The following is a 20330-nucleotide window of genomic DNA, read 5'->3' as shown; positions in this document are numbered from 1 at the left end:
GCCGGTTCCGAGAGGTGGCCGGTTCCGAGAAGTGGCCGGTTCCGAGAGGTGGCCGGTTCCGAGAGGTGGCCGGTCAAGAGGGTCAGCCGGCGTTCTCCTCGGCGAGGATCCGGCCGAGCGCATCCTCCAGGTCCTGCTCGAAATCACCGAGCGTGAGCTCCTGGCCCAGCGGCACCAGCTTGTCGGTGCGGTCCAGGAACGCCACCAGCGGCGGCGCGCTCGCCCGGAACAGCGCCCGGTCGGCGCCGACCTGCAGGCGGATGCTGACGTCCGACAGGTCCTCCGGCCCGGTCGGCGCGATGTGCACATCGCCCTCGCCGCTCGGCGCGTTGATCCCGTCCAGCAGCAGTTCCCGGCCGAACGTCCAGGTCACCGGCGCGTCTCCGGGCAGGTGGAAGGTCATCCGGACCGCGAAGGGATCCTTTGTCTCGTAGCCGAGCTCGACCGGAATCCTGAAGCAGAGCTCCTCGGAAACGATGAAACTCATCAGGACCTCGGCCTGAACGGACTCGCGCATCATGTACCCCGCAGTGGATGAAGCAGTGGTGAACAACGCCCTCTTGGTTTAATCGTCATCGTCCGGGAGGGACTGGAGGATTACAAGGAGTGAGTTTTCAGGTACTGCGGGCGACTCGATCTTGCTGCGACGATTCTGCACAGCCGCGCCGCGTCGCCGAGGAAGGAAGGCTGCCACTCTAGTGGCAGCCTTCTGCGGGGGTGAGGTTTCGCGGGGACCGTTCCCCCGCCCGGGCTAACACCCGTTCTGGTGGCCGGAAACGTGAAGGAGCGGGGGGGGCAGACCGCCGCCGTCACCAGTCGTCGCGGGACGACGAGGACGACGTGAACTTCCGTACGACGTAGATCAGTCCGCCGACGAGCGCGACGAAGACCAGCACCTTGAACAGCAGTCCGACCAGCATCATGACCGCGCTCGTGATCAGACCACCGAAGACCAGCACCGCGATGAGGGGTATGGCAACCCACTTCACCCACCACGGCAGCCCCGCCAGAAGCTCCTTCACCGCCATCGTCCCTGCCTCGTCTCTCTGCGCCGCCGGATCTGTGGACCTTGACGTCTTCGATGCTAGGCGCGCGCAGGCGGCCGGCGGGGACTCCGCACCCCTCGCTCTTCCCTGATCCTTCCCCTAGGGAGTCAGCTCTCGGGGGGAGAGAACACCACCAGGACCCGCAAGTCCTCGGTGATGTGGTGGAACTTGTGCGCCACGCCGGCCGGGACGTACACCACGCTGCCCCGCCCGACCTGTGTCGTCTCCAGCCCCACCGTGATCGACGCCCGGCCGCTGACGATGACGTACACCTCGTCCTCGTTGTGCGGCTTCTGCGGGTCGAGTTCGCCGGCGTCGAGCGCGTACAGGCCGACCGACATGTTCCGCTCGCGCAGGAACTGCAGATACGCGCCGTCGTTGGCGGCGCGTTCCGCCTCCAGCTCGTCCAGTCGGAATGCCTTCATCGCCGTGTCCCGCCCCTGCGCTCGCTCCGGTCCTGTCTGCCACGATCAGACACATGATGAATTTCGTAGTCAAGACGATCGCGAACGCGGCCGCCCTGGCGGTGGCGATCTGGCTGCTCCAGGACATCACGCTCACCGGTGACAGCACGGGCAAGAAGGCGCTGACGCTGGTCCTGGTCGCCCTGGTCTTCGGCGTGGTGAACTTCCTCGTCAAGCCGGTGGTGAAGCTGCTCACCCTGCCGCTGTTCATCCTGACGCTCGGCCTGTTCACGCTGGTCGTGAACGCGCTGATGCTGCTGCTCACGTCCTGGCTCGCCGACGAGCTCGACCTGAGCTTCCACGTCGAGGGCTTCTGGACCGCCGTCCTCGGCGGCCTGATCATCTCGATCGTGTCGTGGGCCCTCAACGTCATCCTTCCCGACGGCAGGGACTGATGGACGACACCCGCCACGGAGAGGGCACCAGAGCGGTACGGGCCGGGCTGCCCGAGCCGCGCAAGTACGAGCCCACCCTGCCCGGCCCGGTGTTCGCCGCCCACTACCACCTCCCGGGCGAGCCGACCGGCCCGTACACGTACGGGCGGGACGAGAACCCGACCTGGACGCGGCTGGAGCACGCCATCGGGGAACTCGAGGCGCCCGAGGACCCGGACCGCGTGGAGACCGTGACCTTCGCCTCCGGCATGGCGGCCATCTCGGCGGTGTTGTTCTCGCAGCTCAAGGCCGGGGACGCGGTCGTCCTGCCGGCCGACGGCTACCAGGCGCTGCCCCTGGTGCGCGAGCAGCTGGAGGCGTACGGGATCGAGGTACGCACCGCGCCGACCGGCGGCGACGGGCAGCTGACCGTCCTGGAGGGCGCGCGGCTGCTGTGGATCGAGACGCCGTCCAACCCGGGCCTGGACGTGTGCGACGTCCGGCGGCTGGTGCGAGCGGCGCACGCCGGGGGCGCGCTCGTCGCGGTCGACAACACCCTGGCCACCCCGCTCGGGCAGCGCCCGCTGGAGCTCGGCGCGGACTTCTCCGTGGCCAGCGACACCAAGGGCATGACCGGCCACGGCGACATCCTGCTCGGCCACGTCACCTGCCGCGACGCACGGCTGGCCGCCTCGGTACGACGCTGGCGCAAGATCGTCGGAGCGATTCCGGGCCCCATGGAGGCCTGGCTCGCGCACCGTTCCCTGGCCACGCTGGCGCTGCGCGTCGACCGCCAGTGCGCGAACGCGCTGGCACTCGCCGAGGCCCTGGACGGCCGCGACGACGTCACCGGACTGCGCTACCCCGGGCTGCCGGGGGACCCGTCCCACACGGTGGCCGCGGGTCAGATGAGGCGCTTCGGGTCGGTCGTCTCCTTCGTCCTGCCCGACCGGGCGTGGGCCGAGCGCTTCCTCGACGCGCTGCGGCTCGTGGACGACGCCACCAGCTTCGGTGGCGTGCGCTCCACGGCGGAGCGCCGCGCGCGATGGGGCGGGGACGCGGTGCCGGAGGGCTTCGTCCGCTTCTCCGTCGGCGCCGAGGACACCCGCGACCTGGTGGCGGATGTGCTGCGGGCGCTGGACGAGGCGGCGTCGGCTCAGCCGGAATGACCGGGGACGCTACGCGGAAAGGGCGGTCCGAGCCTCCCCCCTCGTGGCTCGGACCGCCCCGCTTGACGCGCGGAGACTCCGCGTGAACAAGGCTAGTTGACTCAGCGTCAGTGTCCAATCACAGTAGCGACAGCGACCTATCGACTTATTTATAGTTGGACGGTCCTGAGGAGCCGTCAGGCAAGCGCTGTCCTGCCGACGCGCCGGGAAGGTGGGAGGGGTCGGGCATGGACCTTGCCCTGCTGCGCACGTTCGTCGCGGTGCACCGGGCCGGCTCCTTCACCCGCGCCGCCGCCCTGCTGGGCCTCTCCCAGCCCGCCGTGACGAGCCAGATCCGCACCCTGGAGCGGCAGCTGGGGCGTCCGCTGTTCCTGCGCCAGGCCCGCGGCGTCACGCCCACCACCATCGGCGACGAGCTCGCCCACCGGGCGGCCCCGCACCTGGACGCACTGGTCGAGATCGTGGAGACGGGGCTCGACGAACAGACCGGCGTCCGCACGCTCCACCTCGCCGGGCCGCCTGAGTTCACCGCCGTACGCGCCCTGCCCGCCCTCACGCCACTGATCTCGCAGGGGCTCACGCTGCGGACGTCCCTGGCCGGGGCCGCGGAGGAGGTCCTGGAAGGGCTGGCCGCCGGGCACCACGACCTCGCCCTCACCACGGCCCGGCCCCGCGGCGGCCTGCTCACCGCCACCCCGCTCTGCGACGAGGAGCACGTACTGGTCGCCTCCCCGCGCTGGGCCGCCCGGCTCGGGCCCGGCGTCCTGCTCCGCAAGGGCGCGGTCGTCCTGGAGCAGCTGCCCGTGGTCGAGGTCCACGAATCGCTGCCGTTCGTCACCCGCTACTGGGCCGCGGTCTTCGACTCCAAGCCGGCCGCCGCGGCCACCGTCATCGCCCCGGACCTGCGCGCCGTCCTGGAGTCGGCCGCCTCGGGCGCGGGACTCGCCGTACTGCCCCGCTATCTGTGCGAGGACGACCTGGAGCGGGGCCGCCTGGTGGCGCTGCTCGACCCGCCCGTGCCGCCGCTGCGTACGTACTTCCTCGTCGTGCGCGCCGGCACGCTGGGCCTGCCGTACATCGCGCGGGCGCACGAGTCGCTGCTGCGGGCCGCCGCCGACTGGTGACGAAGGAGTTTCAGGAGGGGCGATGCGGGCCATTTTGAAGCCATGACCGAACGTCCAGTGGTCAAGCGCACCGCACGCGCCATCCTCCTCGACGGCGACGACCTGATCCTGATCAAGCGTACGAAGCCCGGTATGGATCCGTACTGGCTGACGCCGGGCGGCGGAGTCGAGCCGGATGACGCCACGGTCGTCGACGCGCTGCACCGGGAGGTCCACGAGGAGCTCGGCGCCAAGATCACCGATGTGGTGCCCTGCTTCGTCGACACCGTCGAGCACATCGTCGACGGCGGTGTCTCGGGTGTGAAGGTGCAGCACTTCTTCGTCTGCCGGCTGGAGTCCATGGACCCGGCCCAGCGGCACGGCCCCGAGGTGGACGAGCCACAGGGCGAGTACGAGGTCGTCCGGGTGCCCTTCAGCCGCGTCGGCATCGCCGCCGTCCACCTCGTACCGCTGTCGCTGCGGCACTACCTGGACGGCAACATCGAGGGCGTGCGCGCGATGCACGCCCCCGACCTGGGGTAACGGGCCGCCGTCGATCAGCCAGCCGCGGCGACCAGCTCCTCGAGCGAGTCGTGCCGGATGCGCTCGTACGGCATGCCGACGCCCCGCAGCGCGTCGACGCCGCTGCGGATCATGCCGGGCGGACCGGAGAGGTACGCGTCGTACTCGTTCCACGGCCCGTACTCGCGCACCATGTCGGGCAGCTGCGTCTTGCCGTCGATGACGGCGCGTACCTCCAGCCACGGGTGCGACTGCTGGAGCCGCAGCATCGTGTCGATCTCGTACAGGTCGTGGTCGGAGCGTGCGCCGTAGAAGACCTCGACGGGGCGTCGCGCACCGTGCTCGGCCACGTCCTCGACCAGCGCCTTGATGGGCGCGATGCCGGTGCCACCGCCCACGCAGAGCAGGCCGCTGTCGGTGGTGTGGTCGACGGTCATCGAGCCGGCGGGCGGGCCCAGGCGCAGGACGTCACCGGGGCGGGCGTGCTGGACCAGCGCGTTGGACACCCAGCCGGCGGGGACGGCCTTGACGTGGAAGGTGAGCAGGCCGTCCGGGCGCGGCGCGGAGGCGAACGAGTAGTTCCGCCAGATCCGGGGCCACCACGGCGTCTCGACGCTCGTGTACTGCCCGGCGAGGAAGGGGTACGGCTGGTCGGGGCGGACCGTGATGACCGCGATGTCCGGCGTTCTCAGGTCGTGCGAGACCACCTCGGCGTGCCACCAGGCGGGGGCGTGCTTCTCGTTCTCGGCGGCGGCGTCGATCATGATCTGGGAGATGGTGGTGTACGTACGGACCCAGGCGGCCTCGGTCTCGCCGTCCCAAGTCGTCGTCGCGTACCGGCTCAGCGCGCCGAGGAGGGCCTCGCCGACGGCCGGGTAGTGCGACGCCTCGGTGCCGTACTTGCGGTGGCCGCGACCCAGGTGCTGGAGGTACTCGGTGAGCACGTTGGGGTCGTCCATGTGCTCGGCGGCGGTCAGCAGCGCCTTGAGAAGCCGGTCGCGCTGGGCGTCCATGGCGGCGGGGAAGAGGGACCGCAGCTCGGGGTGGCGGGTGAAGAGCAGGGCGTAGAAGTACGAGGTGACCTTGTCGGCCACGGGGGCCACCTCGGCGAGCGTGCGCCGTACGCGTCGGGCGTCGGGAGAGCCGGTCTCCGGGGCTTCGGGCCGGGGGGCTTCGGGCCGGGCGCCCTCGGGCGCCTGGGAACGGGTCTCGGGCGCTGCGGCGGGTGCTGTGGTGGGTGCCGCCGCGGCCGCGGCGGACTCCGGCGCCGGGTGGTCCTCGGCGGCGGGATGCTCGGCGGCACGGCCCTGCCCCGGCCAGTCCCCGGGAGCGGCGGGCTCGTCGGCCGGGTGCCCGGTGGGCGGGGGTGTGCGGGTCGCGCTGTCGCGCACCATCCGTATCGACGTCAGAGGGCGGCGAGGGGCGCCTATTCGCTCCTGGGCCGCTCCCTCCTCGCGTCCCGGCTCGGCGTCGGAGGGGGCCGGGCCGACCGTGACGGGTTTGCGCGGCGTGAACCAGCCGCTGCCCCCGCCGCTGTCACCGGAAGTGGCGTTGTCGGCCGACGTGGTGGTCGGAGCGTCCATAGAGTGCCTCGCCTCGAACATCTTTCGGTCGGTGTCCGGACTTCCACGGGCCCGGAACGTGGCTCACATACCCGCTCTGCCCGTGTCATCTCATCGCTGCCCGCCGCCACAGTAGCCTCGGCGCGCTGCGGGCCTGGATGAGCGTCATCCTTTGTGACGTTGACCGCAGCTGGTTTGTCGCAGCATGGCACCAGTCACCGGTTCGCCGGAGTGAGTGGGGAAAGCCCGGATTTTCGCACCCGCTTCCCGTTAGGCTCACTTGCCTCCATGTCCTGCCGACCGGATCTCCGCGTCGGACATGGAATCACCGAATGCAACACACTCGTCCAGCTCCACCTCCAACTCTGCACAGAGCCGGTGCCTGATCTTCACGTCTTCAAGGGGCGCGGACGATGTTTCACGTGAAACCACCCGCGAGCACGTCCTCCCGGCCCGGGTAGCGCCCGGGCCGGGAGGACGGAGGCGAAGGAAGCCGCCCGACGTCTCACACGGCCGCCGTCTTGGTGGCCGGCTCCTGGGTTGTCGCACCGGCGACGACCCGGCTTGTGCGGCGACCGGCCCGGCGCTCCAGGGCGCTGGACAGGACGGCCAGAGCGAGCGCGGAGGCGGCGAGCACGGCGCCGACCCAGTTCGGAGCGGTGAAGCCGAAGCCGGCCGCGATCACGATGCCGCCGAGCCAGGCGGAAAGCGCGTTGCCGAGGTTGAAGGCGCCGATGTTGACGGCGGAGGCCAGGGTGGGCGCGCCGGAGGCCTGGTCCAGGACCCTCTTCTGCAGCGGCGGTACGGTCGCGAAGCCGAGGGCGCCGATCAGGAAGATCGTGACCGCGGCGGCGATCTGCTGGTGTGCGGTCACCGTGAAGAGGGCGAGCACCAGGGCAAGGGCGCCCAGCGATCCGTACAGCAGCGGCATGAGCGCCCGGTCGGCCAGCCTGCCGCCGATCAGGTTGCCGCCGACCATGCCGAGGCCGAACAGCACGAGCAGCCAGGTGACGGAGGACTCCGCGAAACCGGCGGCCTCGGTCATCATCGGCGTGATGTAGGTGATCGCGGCGAAGACGCCACCGAAGCCGAGCACGGTCATCGCCATGGCGAGCAGCACCTGCACGTTGCGGAACGCCGCGAGCTCATGGCGCAGCCGTACGCCTTCGGGCCTGGGCTGTTCGGGCACCAGCCTGGCGACGCCCAGCAGACCGAGCACGCCGAGGGCCGCGACGACGAAGAAGGTCGCCCGCCAGCCGACGGTCTGGCCGATGAACGTGCCGGCCGGTACGCCGACGACATTGGCCACGGTCAGACCGGTGAACATCATCGCGATCGCGCCGGCCTTCTTCTCCGGGGCGACCAGGTCGGCCGCGACGACCGAGCCGATGCCGAAGAAGGCGCCGTGGGCGAGCGAGGCGACGACCCGGCCGAGGAGCATCAGGCCGAAGGCGGGCGCGATGGCGGACAGGAGATTCCCGACGATGAAGAGCCCCATGAGCAGCATCAGCATCCGTTTGCGGGAGACCCTGGTGCCCAGGACGGTCATCACCGGGGCACCGAGGACCACGCCGAGGGCGTAGCCGGTGACGAGGTAACCGGCCGTGGGGATCGACACTCCGTAGTCACCGGCGACCTGGGGCAGCAGTCCCATGATCACGAACTCAGTGGTTCCGATACCGAACGCCCCGATGGCCAGGGCGAGGAGCGCTAGCGGCATGGGTTCTGCCTCCAAGATGATTGCGTGTGCGCCTTACGAGCGTCGACAATAATTGCAGGCGCTGGTTAATTGCAAGCGCGGGCTATTGCGGATGTCGTCTATCCTGGTGGCCAAGCCGCTCCGGGACGGAGGAGAGACCCCCATGACAGCGACAGACCCGGCCCTCACCGCCCTCTCGCAGGGCTGGTGCGCACTCTCCCTCCTGCACGGGAAGATCGAGGCCCATATCGAGCGGGCGCTGGAGGGACAGCACGGTCTGAGCGTGCGTGAGTACTCACTGCTCGACGTCCTCAGCCGCCAGCACAACGGTCCGGGCGGCCACCTCCAGATGAAGCAGGTGGCCGACGCCGTCGTCCTGAGCCAGAGCGCGACCACCCGCCTGGTCACGCGCCTTGAGGACCGCGGCCTGCTCACGCGTTATCTGTGTGACACCGACCGGCGGGGCATCTACACGGACGTCACGCCGGCCGGCCTGGCCCTCCTCGAGAAGGCCCGGCCCACCAACGACGCCGCTCTGCGCGAGGCGCTCGACGAGGCCGCGAAGAACCCGGACCTCGCCCCCCTCGTCAAGGCGGTGGAAGAGCTGCGCGCTCCGGCCGCCCTCCCCTAACGTGCAGGCCATGAACGATCTTCACATCAGGCCCGCACGCTCCGCCGATCTCCCCGCGATCGTGGCGATGCTCGCCGACGACCCCCTGGGGGCCCAGCGCGAATCGCCCGACGACCTCTCCCCTTACACAGCCGCCTTCGAGCGGCTGTCCAGCGACCCCAACCAGCAGCTGGTCGTCGCCGTACGCGACGACCAGGTGATCGGAACGCTGCAGCTGACGATCATCCCGGGGCTTACTCTGCGCGGCTCCACCCGGTCGGTCATCGAGGGAGTACGGATACACGCCGACGAGCGGGGCCATGGACTCGGCACACAGCTCATCGAATGGGCGGTCGAGGAATCACGGCGCCAGAACGTCCAACTGGTCCAGTTGACGTCCAATGCGTCGCGCACCGATGCCCACCGCTTCTACGAGCGGCTCGGCTTCACGGCATCGCACGTCGGATTCAAGATGGCCCTCTAGAGAGCCGCTCCTGTGTTTCACGTGAAACACAGGAGCGGAGCCTCACAGGCCACGCCAGCCGCCCTCGTCCACGCCACCGGGCACGGCGTCGCCGGCCTCGTACGGCTCCCGAGTGAACACGAACGACCCCAGATCGAGATGGCTCACCGAGCCGTCCTCCCGCCGCACCACCCGCAACGTCTCTCCCGAGTAGTAGCCGTCGAGGCCGATCCAAGTGGACTCACTTTTCGCCAGGAAGCGCGACGCGCGCCCTTGACCCCGCAGCGGGCGCAGTTCCACTCCTCCGTCGGCCACCGCCGCCAGACCGTAGGCGTACGTCCCCCAGTACCAAGGGCCGGTCAGCTCCAGCAGCGCCGGATCGACGCCGGGCAGCGGCCGCCACGGCTCGGGAATGCGCGGCTCGGCCTCCGCCACGATCCGTACGAGATCGGCGGCGACGGCGCCGGGCAACAGTCCGGAGGTGGCATTGGCGAGCACCACGGCCGCCAGCCTGTCCGCCACGCTCACCCACAGCCCGGCGAGGAAACCCGGCAGTGAGCCGCTGTGCCCGATGAGCGTGCGGCCGTCCCTGCGCACCAGCTGCAGTCCGAGGCCGTACCCGCTGTCCCAGTCGCCGCTCTCCGGCGGAGCGGCAGGCGTGCGCATCTCCCGTACCGACTCCGCGCGCAGCACACGGTCGTCGCCCTCGGCGAGAAAAACCGCGAACCGGCAGAGGTCACCGGCCGTCGACCAGAGCTGCCCGGCCGGCGCCATCAGCCCGAGGTCCTCCACCGGCTCCGGCAGCATGACGTCCGCCCAGGGATGCACCGCCCAACCACCGGCGTGCGGCGTGACGGGCTGCGTGCTCGTACGGTGCAGCCCCAACGGCTCCAGGATCTCGGTGCGCAGCGCCTCTTCCCACGGCACCCCGCGCACTGCCTCCACGAGGGATCCGAGGAGCGTGTAGCCGGTGTTGGAGTAGTGGTGCCGTCGGCCCGACGGGTGCAGAAGCGGTCGCTCTCCGAGCACGTCGGCGAGCTCCGGCCGCAGCGTCCCCGGCGTCCGCTCCCACCAGGGGGCGGGTGACTCGGCGGCGAGTCCTGCGGTGTGACCGAGCAGTTGAGCGATCGTCACCTCACCCACTCCCGTACCGGGCAGGTGCTTCTCCAGCGGGTCGGCCAGGTCGAGCAGCCCCTCATCCCGCAGCCTCAGCACCAGCACGGCTGTGAACGTCTTGGTGATGGAGCCCACGCGGTACTGCGTATCGGCGTCCGGCGCATGCCCGTCCACACAGCTGCGCGAGCCCGTCCACACCACCTCGCCGTCCCGGACGACGGCGCCGACGAGGGAGGGCGTACGGCCCTCGGCCTGGGCGGTGGCCACCCGGTGCAGGAGGGCCCGTTCGGTGCTGGGCAGCAGAGCTTCGAAGGTTGAGGTCATGCCCCAGGTGTATCGGCCGGGGCCGCGGGGCGTCGACCGGCTTTCCGCCCCCCGGGAAATCCCCATCTCGGATCAAGCTTGACCTTGACACGGTGGCAGGCCCTTCACTGCTTGCCGAGGAGGTGGTCACGATGACGACCACACAACGGGAAGCAGACGCCGTAGGAGTGCTCCGGGGGTTGGAGGACGGCCGTTCGTCCACGCGGCTGCGGGCAGCTCTGGCAGTCGGCACGACGCCTGACCCCCGCTTCGTCGACAAGCTCGTCGAACGGTGCGCGATCGAGCCGGAGTTCTTCGTCCGCGACATGCTGACCTGGGCGCTGGCCCGCCACCCGGTGTCCGTGACGCTTCCCCGGCTGCTCCGCGAAACCCGCTCGGAGCGGGCGCAGGCACGGAGTCAGGCGCTGCACACGCTGTCCAAGATCGGTGATCGGCGGGCATGGCCGGCGATCACCAGGACACTCCTGACCGACGCCGACGAGGAGGTGGCGCGAAGCGCCTGGCGGGCCGCGGTCGTGCTCGTGCCGGAAGGCGAAGAGGCCGCTTTGGCCACGGTACTGGCGACACAGCTCGGGCGCGGCGAACGGGAGACTCAGCTGAGCCTCAGCCGGGCGCTGGTCGCGCTGGGTGATGTGATGGTGCCGACGCTGCTTGCCGCAACGGCGGCCCCCGACCCGCGCGTGCGCGTGCACGCGCTCGCCACACAACGACTGCTGCGCGACCCGGACACCAGGTTCGAGTTCGCGATCGAGGAGGCGAAACGGGTCGTGGCTCTCGGCGGGTCCGGACAGGAGGGACTGTAGGACGTGTTGATCGGCGAGGTGGCGCGACGGTCCGGGGTCAGTGCCCGCATGCTCCGGCACTACGAGTCACTCGGTCTGGTGCGCCCTTCCGGTCGTACCGACTCGGGCTACCGGCAGTACTCGGGGGAGGACATCCAGCGGATCTTCCATATCGAGACCCTGCGATCGCTGGGGCTGTCACTACGGGAGATCGGGCGTGTGTTCGTCGATCCCGGCTTCACCCCCTCGGCCCTCGTCGACGACCTCATCCAGCAGACGCGGGAGCGCATCGCGGCGGAGACCGAACTGCTCACGCGGCTGCGCCGGATCGATGCCGCGGACCCCGCCGGCTGGGAGGACGTCCTCCAGGTCGTCGCACTCCTCCAGGCCCTGGCGTCGAAAAGCCCCAGCGCGCGTCAGCGCGCGGCCATGTCCTCGGTCGACGAGGCTCCGCCGCCGACGGAGGCCCTGGTCGAGGCGGCACTGAACGAGACGGACCCGAACGTCGCCGGGGCCCTTCGATGGGCGCTGGCGAGATCGGGTGACCACGCTTCGGCGCTGCTGGCGCAGGGCCTCGGCTCGCCCGTGGCCGCGGTGCGGGAACGCGCCGTTCGCTCCCTCGCCGAGATGCCCGGCGACGGAGCCACCACGCATCTGCGGGATGCCCTCGCCCACCCCGACGTCGTGGTCCGCGGGCATGCGGCTGTGGCGCTCGGGACGCATGGGATGACCGACACGCTCCCGATCCTCATCGAGATGATCGTGGAGGGCAGAAACGACACCGACGCGGCCGATGCGCTGAGCGTGCTGGCCGGCGACGCCACGACGGCGGACCGGATCGCGACCACACTCGTCGACCACCTCGCCCCTGACACGACTGCGGCGCCCGCACGCGGACGACTGACGCAGGCGCTGGCGGGCATTCCCGGGACGAGAGCGTCACATGCCCTCATGGAGCTGGCGCACGACGCGGACCCCTCCGTGGCGCTGACCGCCGCGTACCTTCTTCAGCTGCGCGACGCGGGCTGACTGTCGGGTCCGACGGCTCACGTCTGCGCCATGTCGACGAAGCGTGAGTAGTGGCCCTGGAAGGCCACCGTGATCGTCGCCGTCGGACCGTTACGGTGCTTCGCCACGATCAGATCGGCCTCGCCCGCACGCGGTGACTCCTTTTCGTAGGCGTCCTCACGGTGCAGCAGGATCACCATGTCCGCGTCCTGCTCGATCGAACCCGACTCACGGAGGTCCGAGACCATCGGCTTCTTGTCGGTGCGCTGCTCGGGCCCACGGTTCAGCTGGGAGAGGGCGATGACCGGGAGCTCCAGCTCCTTCGCCAACAGCTTCAGGTTTCGCGACATGTCCGAGACCTCCTGCTGGCGGCTCTCGGCACGCTTGGAGCCGCCCGACTGCATCAGCTGGAGGTAGTCGATCACGACGAGCTTCAGATTGTTGCGCTGCTTCAGGCGCCGGCACTTGGCCCGGATCTCCATCATCGACAGGTTCGGCGAGTCGTCGATGTAGAGCGGCGCCTGGGAGACGTCCGGCATGCGGCGCGCCAGGCGGGTCCAGTCCTCGTCCGTCATCGTGCCGGAGCGCATGTGGTGCAGCGCCACGCGCGCCTCCGCGGAGAGCAGACGCATGGCAATCTCGTTGCGGCCCATTTCGAGCGAGAAGATCACGCTCGGCAGGTTGTGCTTGATCGAACACGCGCGGGCGAAGTCGAGGGCGAGCGTCGACTTACCCATGGCGGGACGGGCCGCGATCACGATCATCTGGCCGGGATGGAGGCCGTTCGTCAGGGCGTCGAAGTCGGTGAACCCGGTGGGAACGCCGGTCATCTCGCCGCTGCGCGAGCCGATCGCCTCGATCTCGTCGAGCGCGCCCTCCATGATGTCGCCGAGGGGGAGGTAGTCCTCGCTGGTGCGCTGCTCGGTGACGGCGTAGATCTCCGCCTGGGCCTGGTTGACGATCTCGTCGACGTCCCCGTCGGCCGCGTATCCCATCTGCGTGATCTTCGTGCCCGCCTGCACGAGGCGGCGCAGCACCGCGCGCTCGTGGACGATCTCCGCGTAGTACGACGCGTTGGCCGCGGTCGGGACCGACTGGACCAGGGTGTGCAGGTAGGGGGCGCCGCCGACACGGTTGATCTCGCCGCGCTTGGTCAGCTCGGCGCCGACCGTGATGGGGTCGGCGGGCTCGCCCTTGGCGTAGAGGTCGAGGATCGCGGTGTAGATGGTCTCGTGGGCCGGCTTGTAGAAGTCGTGGCCCTTGATGATCTCCACGACGTCCGCGATGGCGTCCTTGGAGAGCAGCATGCCGCCGAGCACCGACTGCTCGGCGTCCAGGTCCTGCGGCGGCACCCGCTCGAAACCGCCGGCACCGCTGTCCCACGGGCCGTCTTCGCTGCCGCGCTCGTGCTGCTCCTCGCGACTCCGGGCACGGCCGCGGGCATCGCTGCCGCGCTGGCGGGTGACGGGCAGACGGTCACCGGGACCGGCGTCGGCCCAGGGGTCGTCCAAGGGCTCGGGGATGTTCACCGGCCCACCTCCTCCCGTCCGCTCCGCGGACCTCGCCGTGCCACTCTTTCTACGGCACGGCACTGACAAAACGACGCGCTCGACTCCGCTTTTCGCGTGGCGAGCGCCGGACCACGTTAGGCCCGCGGGCACCGTCAGCCAATCTGGTTATCCACAGGGCCTGTGGGTGAAGAGCCAGATGCTGTGGAGAACCCCAGAGAACCTGTGCACGGAGCGGGGGACAGCCGTGTGGACAAACTCATAGCCACGCCTCGACAGTGCCGCTGACCTGGCATTTTTCCATCCACCGGCTGTGGGGGAGAAAAACTTTCCCCCCGCCGACAAGATCAGAACAAACGGCCCACAGCCGAAGCGACCACACCGTCGCAGGTAAGGATCACTTAGCCATTGCGCCTCTTACCTGTGGACGGTTAGATTGAAACCATGACCCAGGCCCCCGCGCCCCCCGGAAGCTCCCGCCGCCGACACGACCGCGAGATCATCGCGCTCGCCGTCCCGGCGTTCGGAGCGCTCGTCGCCGAACCGCTCTTCCTGATGGTCGACAGCGCCATCGTCGGCCACCTCGGCACCCCCCAGCTCGCCGGCCTCGGCATCGCGGCCGCACTGCTGGCGACCGCCGTGAGCGTCTTCGTCTTCCTCGCGTACGCCACCACGGCCGCCGTCGCCCGCCGCGTCGGCGCGGGAGACCTCCCGGCCGCCATCCGCCAGGGCATGGATGGCATCTGGCTCGCGCTCTTCCTGGGCATCACCGTCATCGCCGTCACCCTGCCGATGGCCCCCGGGCTGGTCGACCTCTTCGGCGCGTCCGACACCGCGGCTCCCTACGCCATCACCTATCTGCGCATATCCAGCCTCGGCATACCGGCCATGCTCGTCGTACTGGCCGCCACCGGCGTCCTGCGCGGCCTCCAGGACACCAGGACACCGCTGTACGTGGCCATCGGCGGATTCGCCGCCAACGCGGCCCTGAACGCGGCCCTGGTCTACGGCGCCGGTCTCGGCATCGCGGGCTCCGCCTGGGGCACGGTGATCGCCCAGTGCGGCATGGCCGTCGCCTATCTCATCGTCGTCGTACGCGGAGCACGCCGCCATGGCGCCTCCCTGCGGCCCGACGCCGCCGGCATACGCGCCAGCGCCCAGGCCGGAGTCCCGCTGCTGGTCCGTACGCTGTCGCTGCGCGCGATCCTGATGATCGCCACGGCCGTCGCGGCACGCCTCGGCGACGTCGAGGTCGCCGCTCACCAGATCATCCTCTCCCTGTGGAGCCTGACAGCCTTCGCACTGGACGCGATCGCCATCGCCGGGCAGGCCATCATCGGGCGCTACCTCGGCGCAGGCGACACCGAAGGGGCCCGCCAGGTATGCCGGCGCATGGTCCAGTGGGGCATCGTCTCCGGGCTGGTCCTCGGCGCGCTGATCGTGCTGGCGCGACGGCTGTTCATCCCGCTGTTCACGGGCGACGAGACCGTGCAGGACACGCTGCTGCCCGCGCTGCTCGTGGTGGCGCTGTCCCAGCCGGTCTCCGGAGTGGTCTTCATCCTCGACGGCGTCCTCATGGGCGCGGGCGACGGCCCGTATCTGGCGGGCGCGATGGTGGTGACACTGGCCGTCTTCGCGCCGGTCGCCCTGCTGGTTCCCGTCCTCGGCGGCGGCCTGACAGCCCTGTGGTGGGCCATGGCGCTGATGATGACCGTCCGCATGCTGACGCTCTGGCTACGGGCCCGTTCAGGGCGCTGGCTGGTCACCGGTGCCACCCGCTGAACGGCATGTTTCACGTGAAACACGACAGAAGGGCCGCACCCGACGGGGTGCGGCCCTTCTGCACTGCTGACGCAGAACGCGAACGCGTCGCTTAGGCGGCGACGATCTCCACGTTGAGCTTCGCGACGACCTCGGCGTGCAGACGCACGGAGACCTGGTGCGAGCCCAGCGTCTTGATCGGCGAGCCGAGCTCGACACGGCGCTTGTCGACGTCCGGGCCACCGGCAGCCTTGATCGCCGAGGCGATGTCGGCCGGAGTCACGGAGCCGAAGAGACGACCGGAGTCACCGGCGCGCACGGCGTGACGCACCTTGACGCCCTCGAGCTGGGCCTTGACCTCGTTGGCCTGCTCGATGGTCGCGATCTCGTGGATCTTGCGGGCGCGGCGGATCTGCGCCACGTCCTTCTCGCCACCCTTGGTCCAGCGGATCGCGAAACCACGCGGGACCAGGTAGTTGCGAGCGTAGCCGTCCTTGACCTCGACGACATCGCCGGCGGTGCCGAGACCGGACACCTCGTGCTTGAGGATGATCTTCATGATTCGGTCACCCTCTCCTTAGCGCGCGGTGGACGTGTAGGGCAGCAGCGCCATCTCACGGCTGTTCTTGACCGCCGTGGCGACGTCACGCTGGTGCTGCGTGCAGTTGCCGGTCACGCGGCGGGCACGGATCTTGCCGCGGTCGGAAATGAACTTCCGCAGCATGTTCGTGTCCTTGTAGTCCACGTAAGCGGTCTTGTCCTTGCAGAATGCGCAGACCTTCTTCTTCGGCTTGCGCACAGGCGGCTTCGCCATTGTGTATCTCCTGTGTGATCAAGAAGTTGTGGTGCGAGCCATGGCCCGTGAAGGCCTGGCCCCTCGAAGACCCGAGGGTCTAGAAGGGGGGCTCGTCCGAGTAGCCGCCGCCGGAGCTTCCGCCCCAGCCGCCACCGCCGCCGCCGGCACCCTGCTGGCCGCCACCGGCCGGCGCGCTGGTCGCCCAGGGGTCGTCGGCGGGAGCCGCGCCACCCTGCTGGCCACCAGCCGGGGCTCCGCCCCAGTTGCCGCCGCCCTGCTGGCCGCCGCCGTAGCCGCCCTGGCCACCGCGACCGGTGGTCTTGGTGACCTTGGCCGTGGCGTTCTTGAGGCTGGGGCCGACTTCCTCGACGTCCAGCTCAAAGACCGTGCGCTTGACGCCCTCGCGGTCCTCGTAGGACCGCTGCTTCAGCCGGCCCTGCACGACGACGCGCATGCCGCGCTGGAGCGACTCGGCGACGTTCTCCGCCGCCTGGCGCCAGACCGAGCAGGTCAGGAAGAGGCTTTCGCCGTCCTTCCACTCATTGGTCTGACGATCGAAGGTGCGGGGAGTGGACGCGACACGGAACTTCGCGACCGCCGCACCGGACGGGGTGAAGCGCAGCTCGGGGTCGTCGACAAGATTGCCGACGACCGTGATGACGGTCTCGCCTGCCATGGGGAACCTCTCGGCGGGATTGCTTCTGGCTGCTTGCTGCTACTCGAACCCGACGACCTCTGAGCGGATGCTCAGTGGGTCTCGGGGCGGAGGACCTTGGTCCGGAGGACCGACTCGTTCAGGTTCATCTGGCGGTCGAGCTCCTTGACGACCGCAGGCTCGGCCTGCAGGTCGATGACCGAGTAGATGCCCTCGGGCTTCTTCTTGATCTCGTAAGCGAGACGACGACGGCCCCAGGTGTCGACCTTCTCCACCTTTCCGTTGCCCTCACGGACGACGGAGAGGAAGTTCTCGATCAGGGGGGCGACAGCGCGCTCCTCCAGATCGGGGTCGAGGATGACCATCACCTCGTAGTGACGCATGTGGAACCCACCTCCTTTGGACTCAGCGGCCACGGTCGTTCCGTGGCAGGAGGGTCGTGATGCGTAAGCAACGGTATCCGCCACCACTGACAATCGCCCTCAGTGAGTGAGAGCTCGTGATCAGGGCATGGGCAGACACCGGCGCAGACCGTACAGAGTACCCGCACAGCGGCTTCCGGTTGAAATCCCGTGGTGAGGGGACGCAATCTGTACACATCGGGTGCGTGCGGCGCTACGATGCGCCGCCTTCGGCACAGCCAGGAGGTACCTCATGGCTCAGGCATTTCACCGTCATCCCTCCTCGTCCCTCTTCGCCACGGACGGCAAGCCCCATCCGGTCCCGGACACGCTGATGGTCGTGACCCTGGTCCTGGGCGCTCTCGCCTTCATCACCGCGCAGTTCCACAGCCTCCACCTGGTGAGCTCCTGGGCGGGGCTGGTGGGCATCCTCACCGGCGCCTACGGCCAGTACGTCTCCGAGACGACCCGTGAACGGACGCTGCTGATCATCGGTCTGGGAGCGTCGGCGGTCGGTTTCTTCCTCGGGATGGCGCGCGGAGGCCTGTTCGGCGGTGTCCTCGGCTAGCGCCGAACCGCCCGCGCGCACACGCTGATCCAGCCGTAGAGCGCGCACTCCACCTCCACCAATACGGGGCGCTCCCCGGTGCCAGTAGGCTTCGGCGCGAGAGCCGGAGCCCCTGATCCCATGGGGACACACCTGCCGAGGAGCGCCCCGCAATGAGCCTGACCCTGAGGACCATCAGCCGTGAGCAGCATCTGGCGTACATCCAGAGCCTGCCGTCGGCGAGTCACTGCCAGGTCCCTGCGTGGGCGGACGTGAAGACGGAGTGGCGCTCGGAGAACCTGGGCTGGTTCGACGCGAGCGGCCAGCTCGTCGGCGCCGGCCTGGTGCTGTACCGCCAGCTCCCGAAGATCAAGCGGTACCTCGCGTACCTCCCCGAGGGCCCGGTGATCAACTGGTACGCGCCGAACCTGGACGACTGGCTGCAGCCGATGCTGGCGCACCTGAAGAACCAGGGCGCCTTCTCGGTGAAGATGGGCCCGCCGGTCGTCATCCGCCGCTGGGACGCGGGCGCGATCAAGTCCGGCATCCAGGACCCGGACGTCAAGCGCCTGCGCGACGTCGAGGCCACCCACATCGAGCCGCGCGCCTTCGAGGTGTCGGACCGGCTCCGCAAGATGGGCTGGCAGCAGGGCGAGGACGGCGGCGCCGGCTTCGGTGACGTACAGCCCCGCTACGTCTTCCAGGTCCCGCTGGCGAACCGTTCGCTCGACGACGTCCTCAAGGGCTTCAACCAGCTGTGGCGGCGCAACATCAAGAAGGCCGAGAAGGCCGGCGTCGAGGTCGTCCAGGGCGGTTACCAGGACCTGGAGGAGTGGCAGCGGCTGTACGAGATCACCGCCGTCCGCGACCGCTTCCGCCCGCGGCCCCTCTCCTACTTCCAGCGCATGTGGACCGTCCTCAACAACGAGGACCCCAACCGCATGCGGCTGTACTTCGCCCGCCACAACGGCGTGAACCTGTCGGCCGCGACCATGCTCGTCGTCGGCGGCCACGTCTGGTACTCCTACGGCGCCTCCGACAACATCGGTCGTGAGTTCCGGCCGTCGAACGCGATGCAGTGGCGCATGCTGCGCGACGCCTACGCGATGGGCGCGACCGTCTACGACCTGCGCGGCATCTCCGACTCGCTCGACGAGACCGACCACCTCTTCGGCCTGATCCAGTTCAAGGTGGGCACCGGCGGCGAGGCCGTCGAGTACATCGGTGAATGGGACTTCCCGCTGAACAAGCTGCTGCACAAGGCGCTCGACATCTACATGTCGCGCCGCTGAGGCCCGCGTAGTCTCGTAAGCCTCGTACACACCGTCGATACACCGCAGCCACAGAAAGGTTCCGGGCCGGCCATGGCGCTCTCCCTCTACGTCGACACCGCTCGCTGGCGGGCGCACCAGAAGACCGTGATCGACCAGTTCCCAGGTCTGGTCCCGGTCTGCAAGGGCAACGGCTACGGCTTCGGCCACGAGCGGCTGTCGGACGAGGCGTCCCGCTTCGGCGCCGACATGCTCGCCGTGGGCACGACGTACGAGGCGGCGCGCATCAAGGACTGGTTCGGCGGGGACCTGCTGGTCCTGACGCCGTTCCGGCGCGGTGAGGAGCCGGTGCCGCTGCCGGACCGGGTGATCCGGTCGGTGTCGTCGGTGGACGGCGTGCACGCGCTGGTCGGCGCCCGGGTCGTCATCGAGTGCATGAGCTCGATGAAGCGGCACGGCATCGGCGAGCACGAGCTGGGCCTGCTGCAGAGCGCCATCGAGGACGTACGCCTGGAGGGCTTCGCGCTCCACCTCCCGCTGGACCGTACGGACGGCACCGACGCCGTCGAGGAGGTCATCGGCTGGATGGACCGGCTGCGGGCGGCCCGGCTGCCGCTGCACACCATGTTCGTCAGCCACCTGAAGGCCGAGGAGCAGGCGCGGCTCCAGCAGCAGTTCCCGCAGACCCGGTTCCGCGCGCGGATCGGTACGCGGCTGTGGCTCGGTGACCACGAGGCGACGCAGTACCGGGGCGCCGTCCTGGACGTGACGCGCGTGTCGAAGGGCGACCGCTTCGGCTACCGCCAGCAGAAGGCGGCGTCGGACGGCTGGCTCGTCGTCGTCGCGGGCGGTACGTCGCACGGGGTGGGCCTGGAGGCCCCCAAGGCGATGCACGGCGTGATGCCGCGCGCCAAGGGCGTGGCCCGCGCCGGTCTGGCGACCGTCAACCGCAACCTCTCGCCGTTCGTCTGGGCGGGCAAACAGCGCTGGTTCGCGGAGCCGCCGCACATGCAGGTGTCGATCCTGTTCGTCCCGTCCGACGCGCAGGAGCCGAAGGTCGGCGACGAACTGGTGGCCCACCTGCGGCACACCACGACGCAGTTCGACCGCCTGGTCGACCGCTAAGGCCTGATCCGGAAGACAGCCCCG

General features: G+C 69.7%; 23 protein-coding genes. 12 read left to right on the top strand and 11 right to left on the bottom strand.

The features are described from left to right. Positions 1-82 precede the first annotated feature (82 nt). The 3 genes from AC07FJ_RS15680 to AC07FJ_RS15670 all read right to left on the bottom strand — a co-directional run bounded on the left by AC07FJ_RS15680 (position 83) and on the right by AC07FJ_RS15670 (position 1471). Positions 83-517: an SsgA family sporulation/cell division regulator gene (locus tag AC07FJ_RS15680; RefSeq protein WP_361424341.1), complete on the bottom strand. Its 435-nt coding sequence runs from the start codon at positions 515-517 to the stop codon at positions 83-85. A gap of 292 nt (positions 518-809) precedes the next feature. Then, the gene (locus AC07FJ_RS15675; protein WP_479049269.1) at positions 810-1028 is read right to left on the bottom strand and encodes a DUF5326 family protein; all 219 of its coding nucleotides are present in this window, start codon (positions 1026-1028) and stop codon (positions 810-812) included. A gap of 125 nt (positions 1029-1153) precedes the next feature. Continuing rightward, positions 1154-1471 carry a cupin domain-containing protein gene (locus AC07FJ_RS15670; RefSeq protein ID WP_361424096.1) on the bottom strand — a complete coding sequence of 106 codons (318 nt, stop codon included), beginning with the start codon at positions 1469-1471 and terminating at the stop codon, positions 1154-1156. A 53-nt stretch (positions 1472-1524) separates the two neighbouring features. Here AC07FJ_RS15670 and AC07FJ_RS15665 point away from each other — a divergent pair, with 53 nt between their 5' ends. The 4 genes from AC07FJ_RS15665 (at position 1525) to AC07FJ_RS15650 (ending at position 4699) form a co-directional block, all read left to right on the top strand. Next, on the top strand, positions 1525-1905 hold the full coding sequence (locus AC07FJ_RS15665; protein WP_361424099.1) for a phage holin family protein: 381 nt from the start codon (positions 1525-1527) through the stop codon (positions 1903-1905). After that, on the top strand, positions 1905-3053 hold the full coding sequence (locus tag AC07FJ_RS15660; protein ID WP_479049267.1) for a cystathionine gamma-lyase: 1149 nt from the start codon (positions 1905-1907) through the stop codon (positions 3051-3053). Before AC07FJ_RS15665 ends, AC07FJ_RS15660 begins: the two co-directional genes overlap by 1 nt. A 227-nt stretch (positions 3054-3280) precedes the next feature. Continuing rightward, positions 3281-4177, top strand: a complete 897-nt coding sequence (locus AC07FJ_RS15655; protein WP_479049265.1) for a LysR family transcriptional regulator — start codon at positions 3281-3283, stop codon at positions 4175-4177. 42 nt (positions 4178-4219) lie between these two features. Beyond that, positions 4220-4699: an NUDIX domain-containing protein gene (locus AC07FJ_RS15650; RefSeq protein ID WP_468285993.1), complete on the top strand. Its 480-nt coding sequence runs from the start codon at positions 4220-4222 to the stop codon at positions 4697-4699. Positions 4700-4713: 14 nt separating this feature from the next. Here AC07FJ_RS15650 and AC07FJ_RS15645 read toward each other — a convergent pair whose 3' ends face one another. Both AC07FJ_RS15645 and AC07FJ_RS15640 read right to left on the bottom strand, forming a co-directional pair. Beyond that, positions 4714-6261 (bottom strand): globin domain-containing protein, encoded by a 1548-nt coding sequence (locus AC07FJ_RS15645; RefSeq protein ID WP_479049263.1) that lies wholly within the window; start codon positions 6259-6261, stop codon positions 4714-4716. A 484-nt stretch (positions 6262-6745) separates the two neighbouring features. After that, on the bottom strand, positions 6746-7960 hold the full coding sequence (locus tag AC07FJ_RS15640; RefSeq protein ID WP_479049261.1) for an MFS transporter: 1215 nt from the start codon (positions 7958-7960) through the stop codon (positions 6746-6748). A 142-nt stretch (positions 7961-8102) separates the two neighbouring features. Here AC07FJ_RS15640 and AC07FJ_RS15635 point away from each other — a divergent pair, with 142 nt between their 5' ends. Then, positions 8103-8570 (top strand): MarR family winged helix-turn-helix transcriptional regulator, encoded by a 468-nt coding sequence (locus AC07FJ_RS15635; protein WP_468285999.1) that lies wholly within the window; start codon positions 8103-8105, stop codon positions 8568-8570. A gap of 10 nt (positions 8571-8580) precedes the next feature. After that, on the top strand, positions 8581-9033 hold the full coding sequence (locus AC07FJ_RS15630; RefSeq protein WP_479049259.1) for an N-acetyltransferase family protein: 453 nt from the start codon (positions 8581-8583) through the stop codon (positions 9031-9033). A 42-nt stretch (positions 9034-9075) separates the two neighbouring features. Here the strand turns inward: AC07FJ_RS15630 and AC07FJ_RS15625 are convergent, their stop codons facing one another. After that, entirely contained in the window at positions 9076-10452 is a 1377-nt protein-coding gene (locus tag AC07FJ_RS15625; RefSeq protein WP_479049257.1) for a serine hydrolase domain-containing protein, read from the bottom strand. 131 nt (positions 10453-10583) lie between these two features. On the opposite strand from AC07FJ_RS15625, the gene AC07FJ_RS15620 reads away from it, so the two are divergent. After that, positions 10584-11255: a HEAT repeat domain-containing protein gene (locus AC07FJ_RS15620; protein WP_479049255.1), complete on the top strand. Its 672-nt coding sequence runs from the start codon at positions 10584-10586 to the stop codon at positions 11253-11255. 3 nt (positions 11256-11258) lie between these two features. Further along, complete coding sequence (locus AC07FJ_RS15615) at positions 11259-12263, top strand: HEAT repeat domain-containing protein (protein WP_479049253.1); 1005 nt, start codon at positions 11259-11261, stop codon at positions 12261-12263. A gap of 17 nt (positions 12264-12280) precedes the next feature. Here the strand turns inward: AC07FJ_RS15615 and dnaB are convergent, their stop codons facing one another. Then, positions 12281-13771, bottom strand: a complete 1491-nt coding sequence (gene dnaB / locus AC07FJ_RS15610) for a replicative DNA helicase (RefSeq protein WP_361424136.1) — start codon at positions 13769-13771, stop codon at positions 12281-12283. 423 nt (positions 13772-14194) lie between these two features. On the opposite strand from dnaB, the gene AC07FJ_RS15605 reads away from it, so the two are divergent. After that, entirely contained in the window at positions 14195-15532 is a 1338-nt protein-coding gene (locus AC07FJ_RS15605) for an MATE family efflux transporter (RefSeq protein WP_479049251.1), read from the top strand. A 91-nt stretch (positions 15533-15623) separates the two neighbouring features. Here AC07FJ_RS15605 and rplI read toward each other — a convergent pair whose 3' ends face one another. The 4 genes from rplI to rpsF all read right to left on the bottom strand — a co-directional run bounded on the left by rplI (position 15624) and on the right by rpsF (position 17345). Beyond that, complete coding sequence (rplI, locus tag AC07FJ_RS15600) at positions 15624-16070, bottom strand: 50S ribosomal protein L9 (RefSeq protein ID WP_361424142.1); 447 nt, start codon at positions 16068-16070, stop codon at positions 15624-15626. 18 nt (positions 16071-16088) lie between these two features. Continuing rightward, positions 16089-16325 (bottom strand): 30S ribosomal protein S18, encoded by a 237-nt coding sequence (rpsR, locus tag AC07FJ_RS15595; protein ID WP_005315025.1) that lies wholly within the window; start codon positions 16323-16325, stop codon positions 16089-16091. Between the two features lie 79 nt (positions 16326-16404). Beyond that, a complete protein-coding gene (locus AC07FJ_RS15590; protein ID WP_468286016.1) occupies positions 16405-16983 on the bottom strand; it encodes a single-stranded DNA-binding protein in 579 nt (192 codons plus the stop codon). Between the two features lie 71 nt (positions 16984-17054). Beyond that, positions 17055-17345 (bottom strand): 30S ribosomal protein S6, encoded by a 291-nt coding sequence (gene rpsF, locus AC07FJ_RS15585; RefSeq protein WP_003956532.1) that lies wholly within the window; start codon positions 17343-17345, stop codon positions 17055-17057. 271 nt (positions 17346-17616) lie between these two features. Between rpsF and AC07FJ_RS15580 the strand changes: the two genes are divergently transcribed. The 3 genes from AC07FJ_RS15580 (at position 17617) to AC07FJ_RS15570 (ending at position 20306) form a co-directional block, all read left to right on the top strand. Continuing rightward, positions 17617-17931, top strand: coding sequence for a hypothetical protein (locus AC07FJ_RS15580; protein WP_479049249.1), 315 nt, complete (start codon positions 17617-17619; stop codon positions 17929-17931). A 152-nt stretch (positions 17932-18083) separates the two neighbouring features. After that, the gene (locus tag AC07FJ_RS15575; RefSeq protein WP_479049247.1) at positions 18084-19202 is read left to right on the top strand and encodes a lipid II:glycine glycyltransferase FemX; all 1119 of its coding nucleotides are present in this window, start codon (positions 18084-18086) and stop codon (positions 19200-19202) included. Between the two features lie 72 nt (positions 19203-19274). Next, positions 19275-20306: an alanine racemase gene (locus tag AC07FJ_RS15570; protein WP_361424154.1), complete on the top strand. Its 1032-nt coding sequence runs from the start codon at positions 19275-19277 to the stop codon at positions 20304-20306. Positions 20307-20330 lie beyond the last annotated feature (24 nt).

This window comes from Streptomyces sp. NPDC045998, assembly GCF_056430285.1.
The sequence above is the reverse complement of the archived record's forward strand: the minus strand, read 5'-3'. Positions and strand labels throughout refer to the sequence as shown.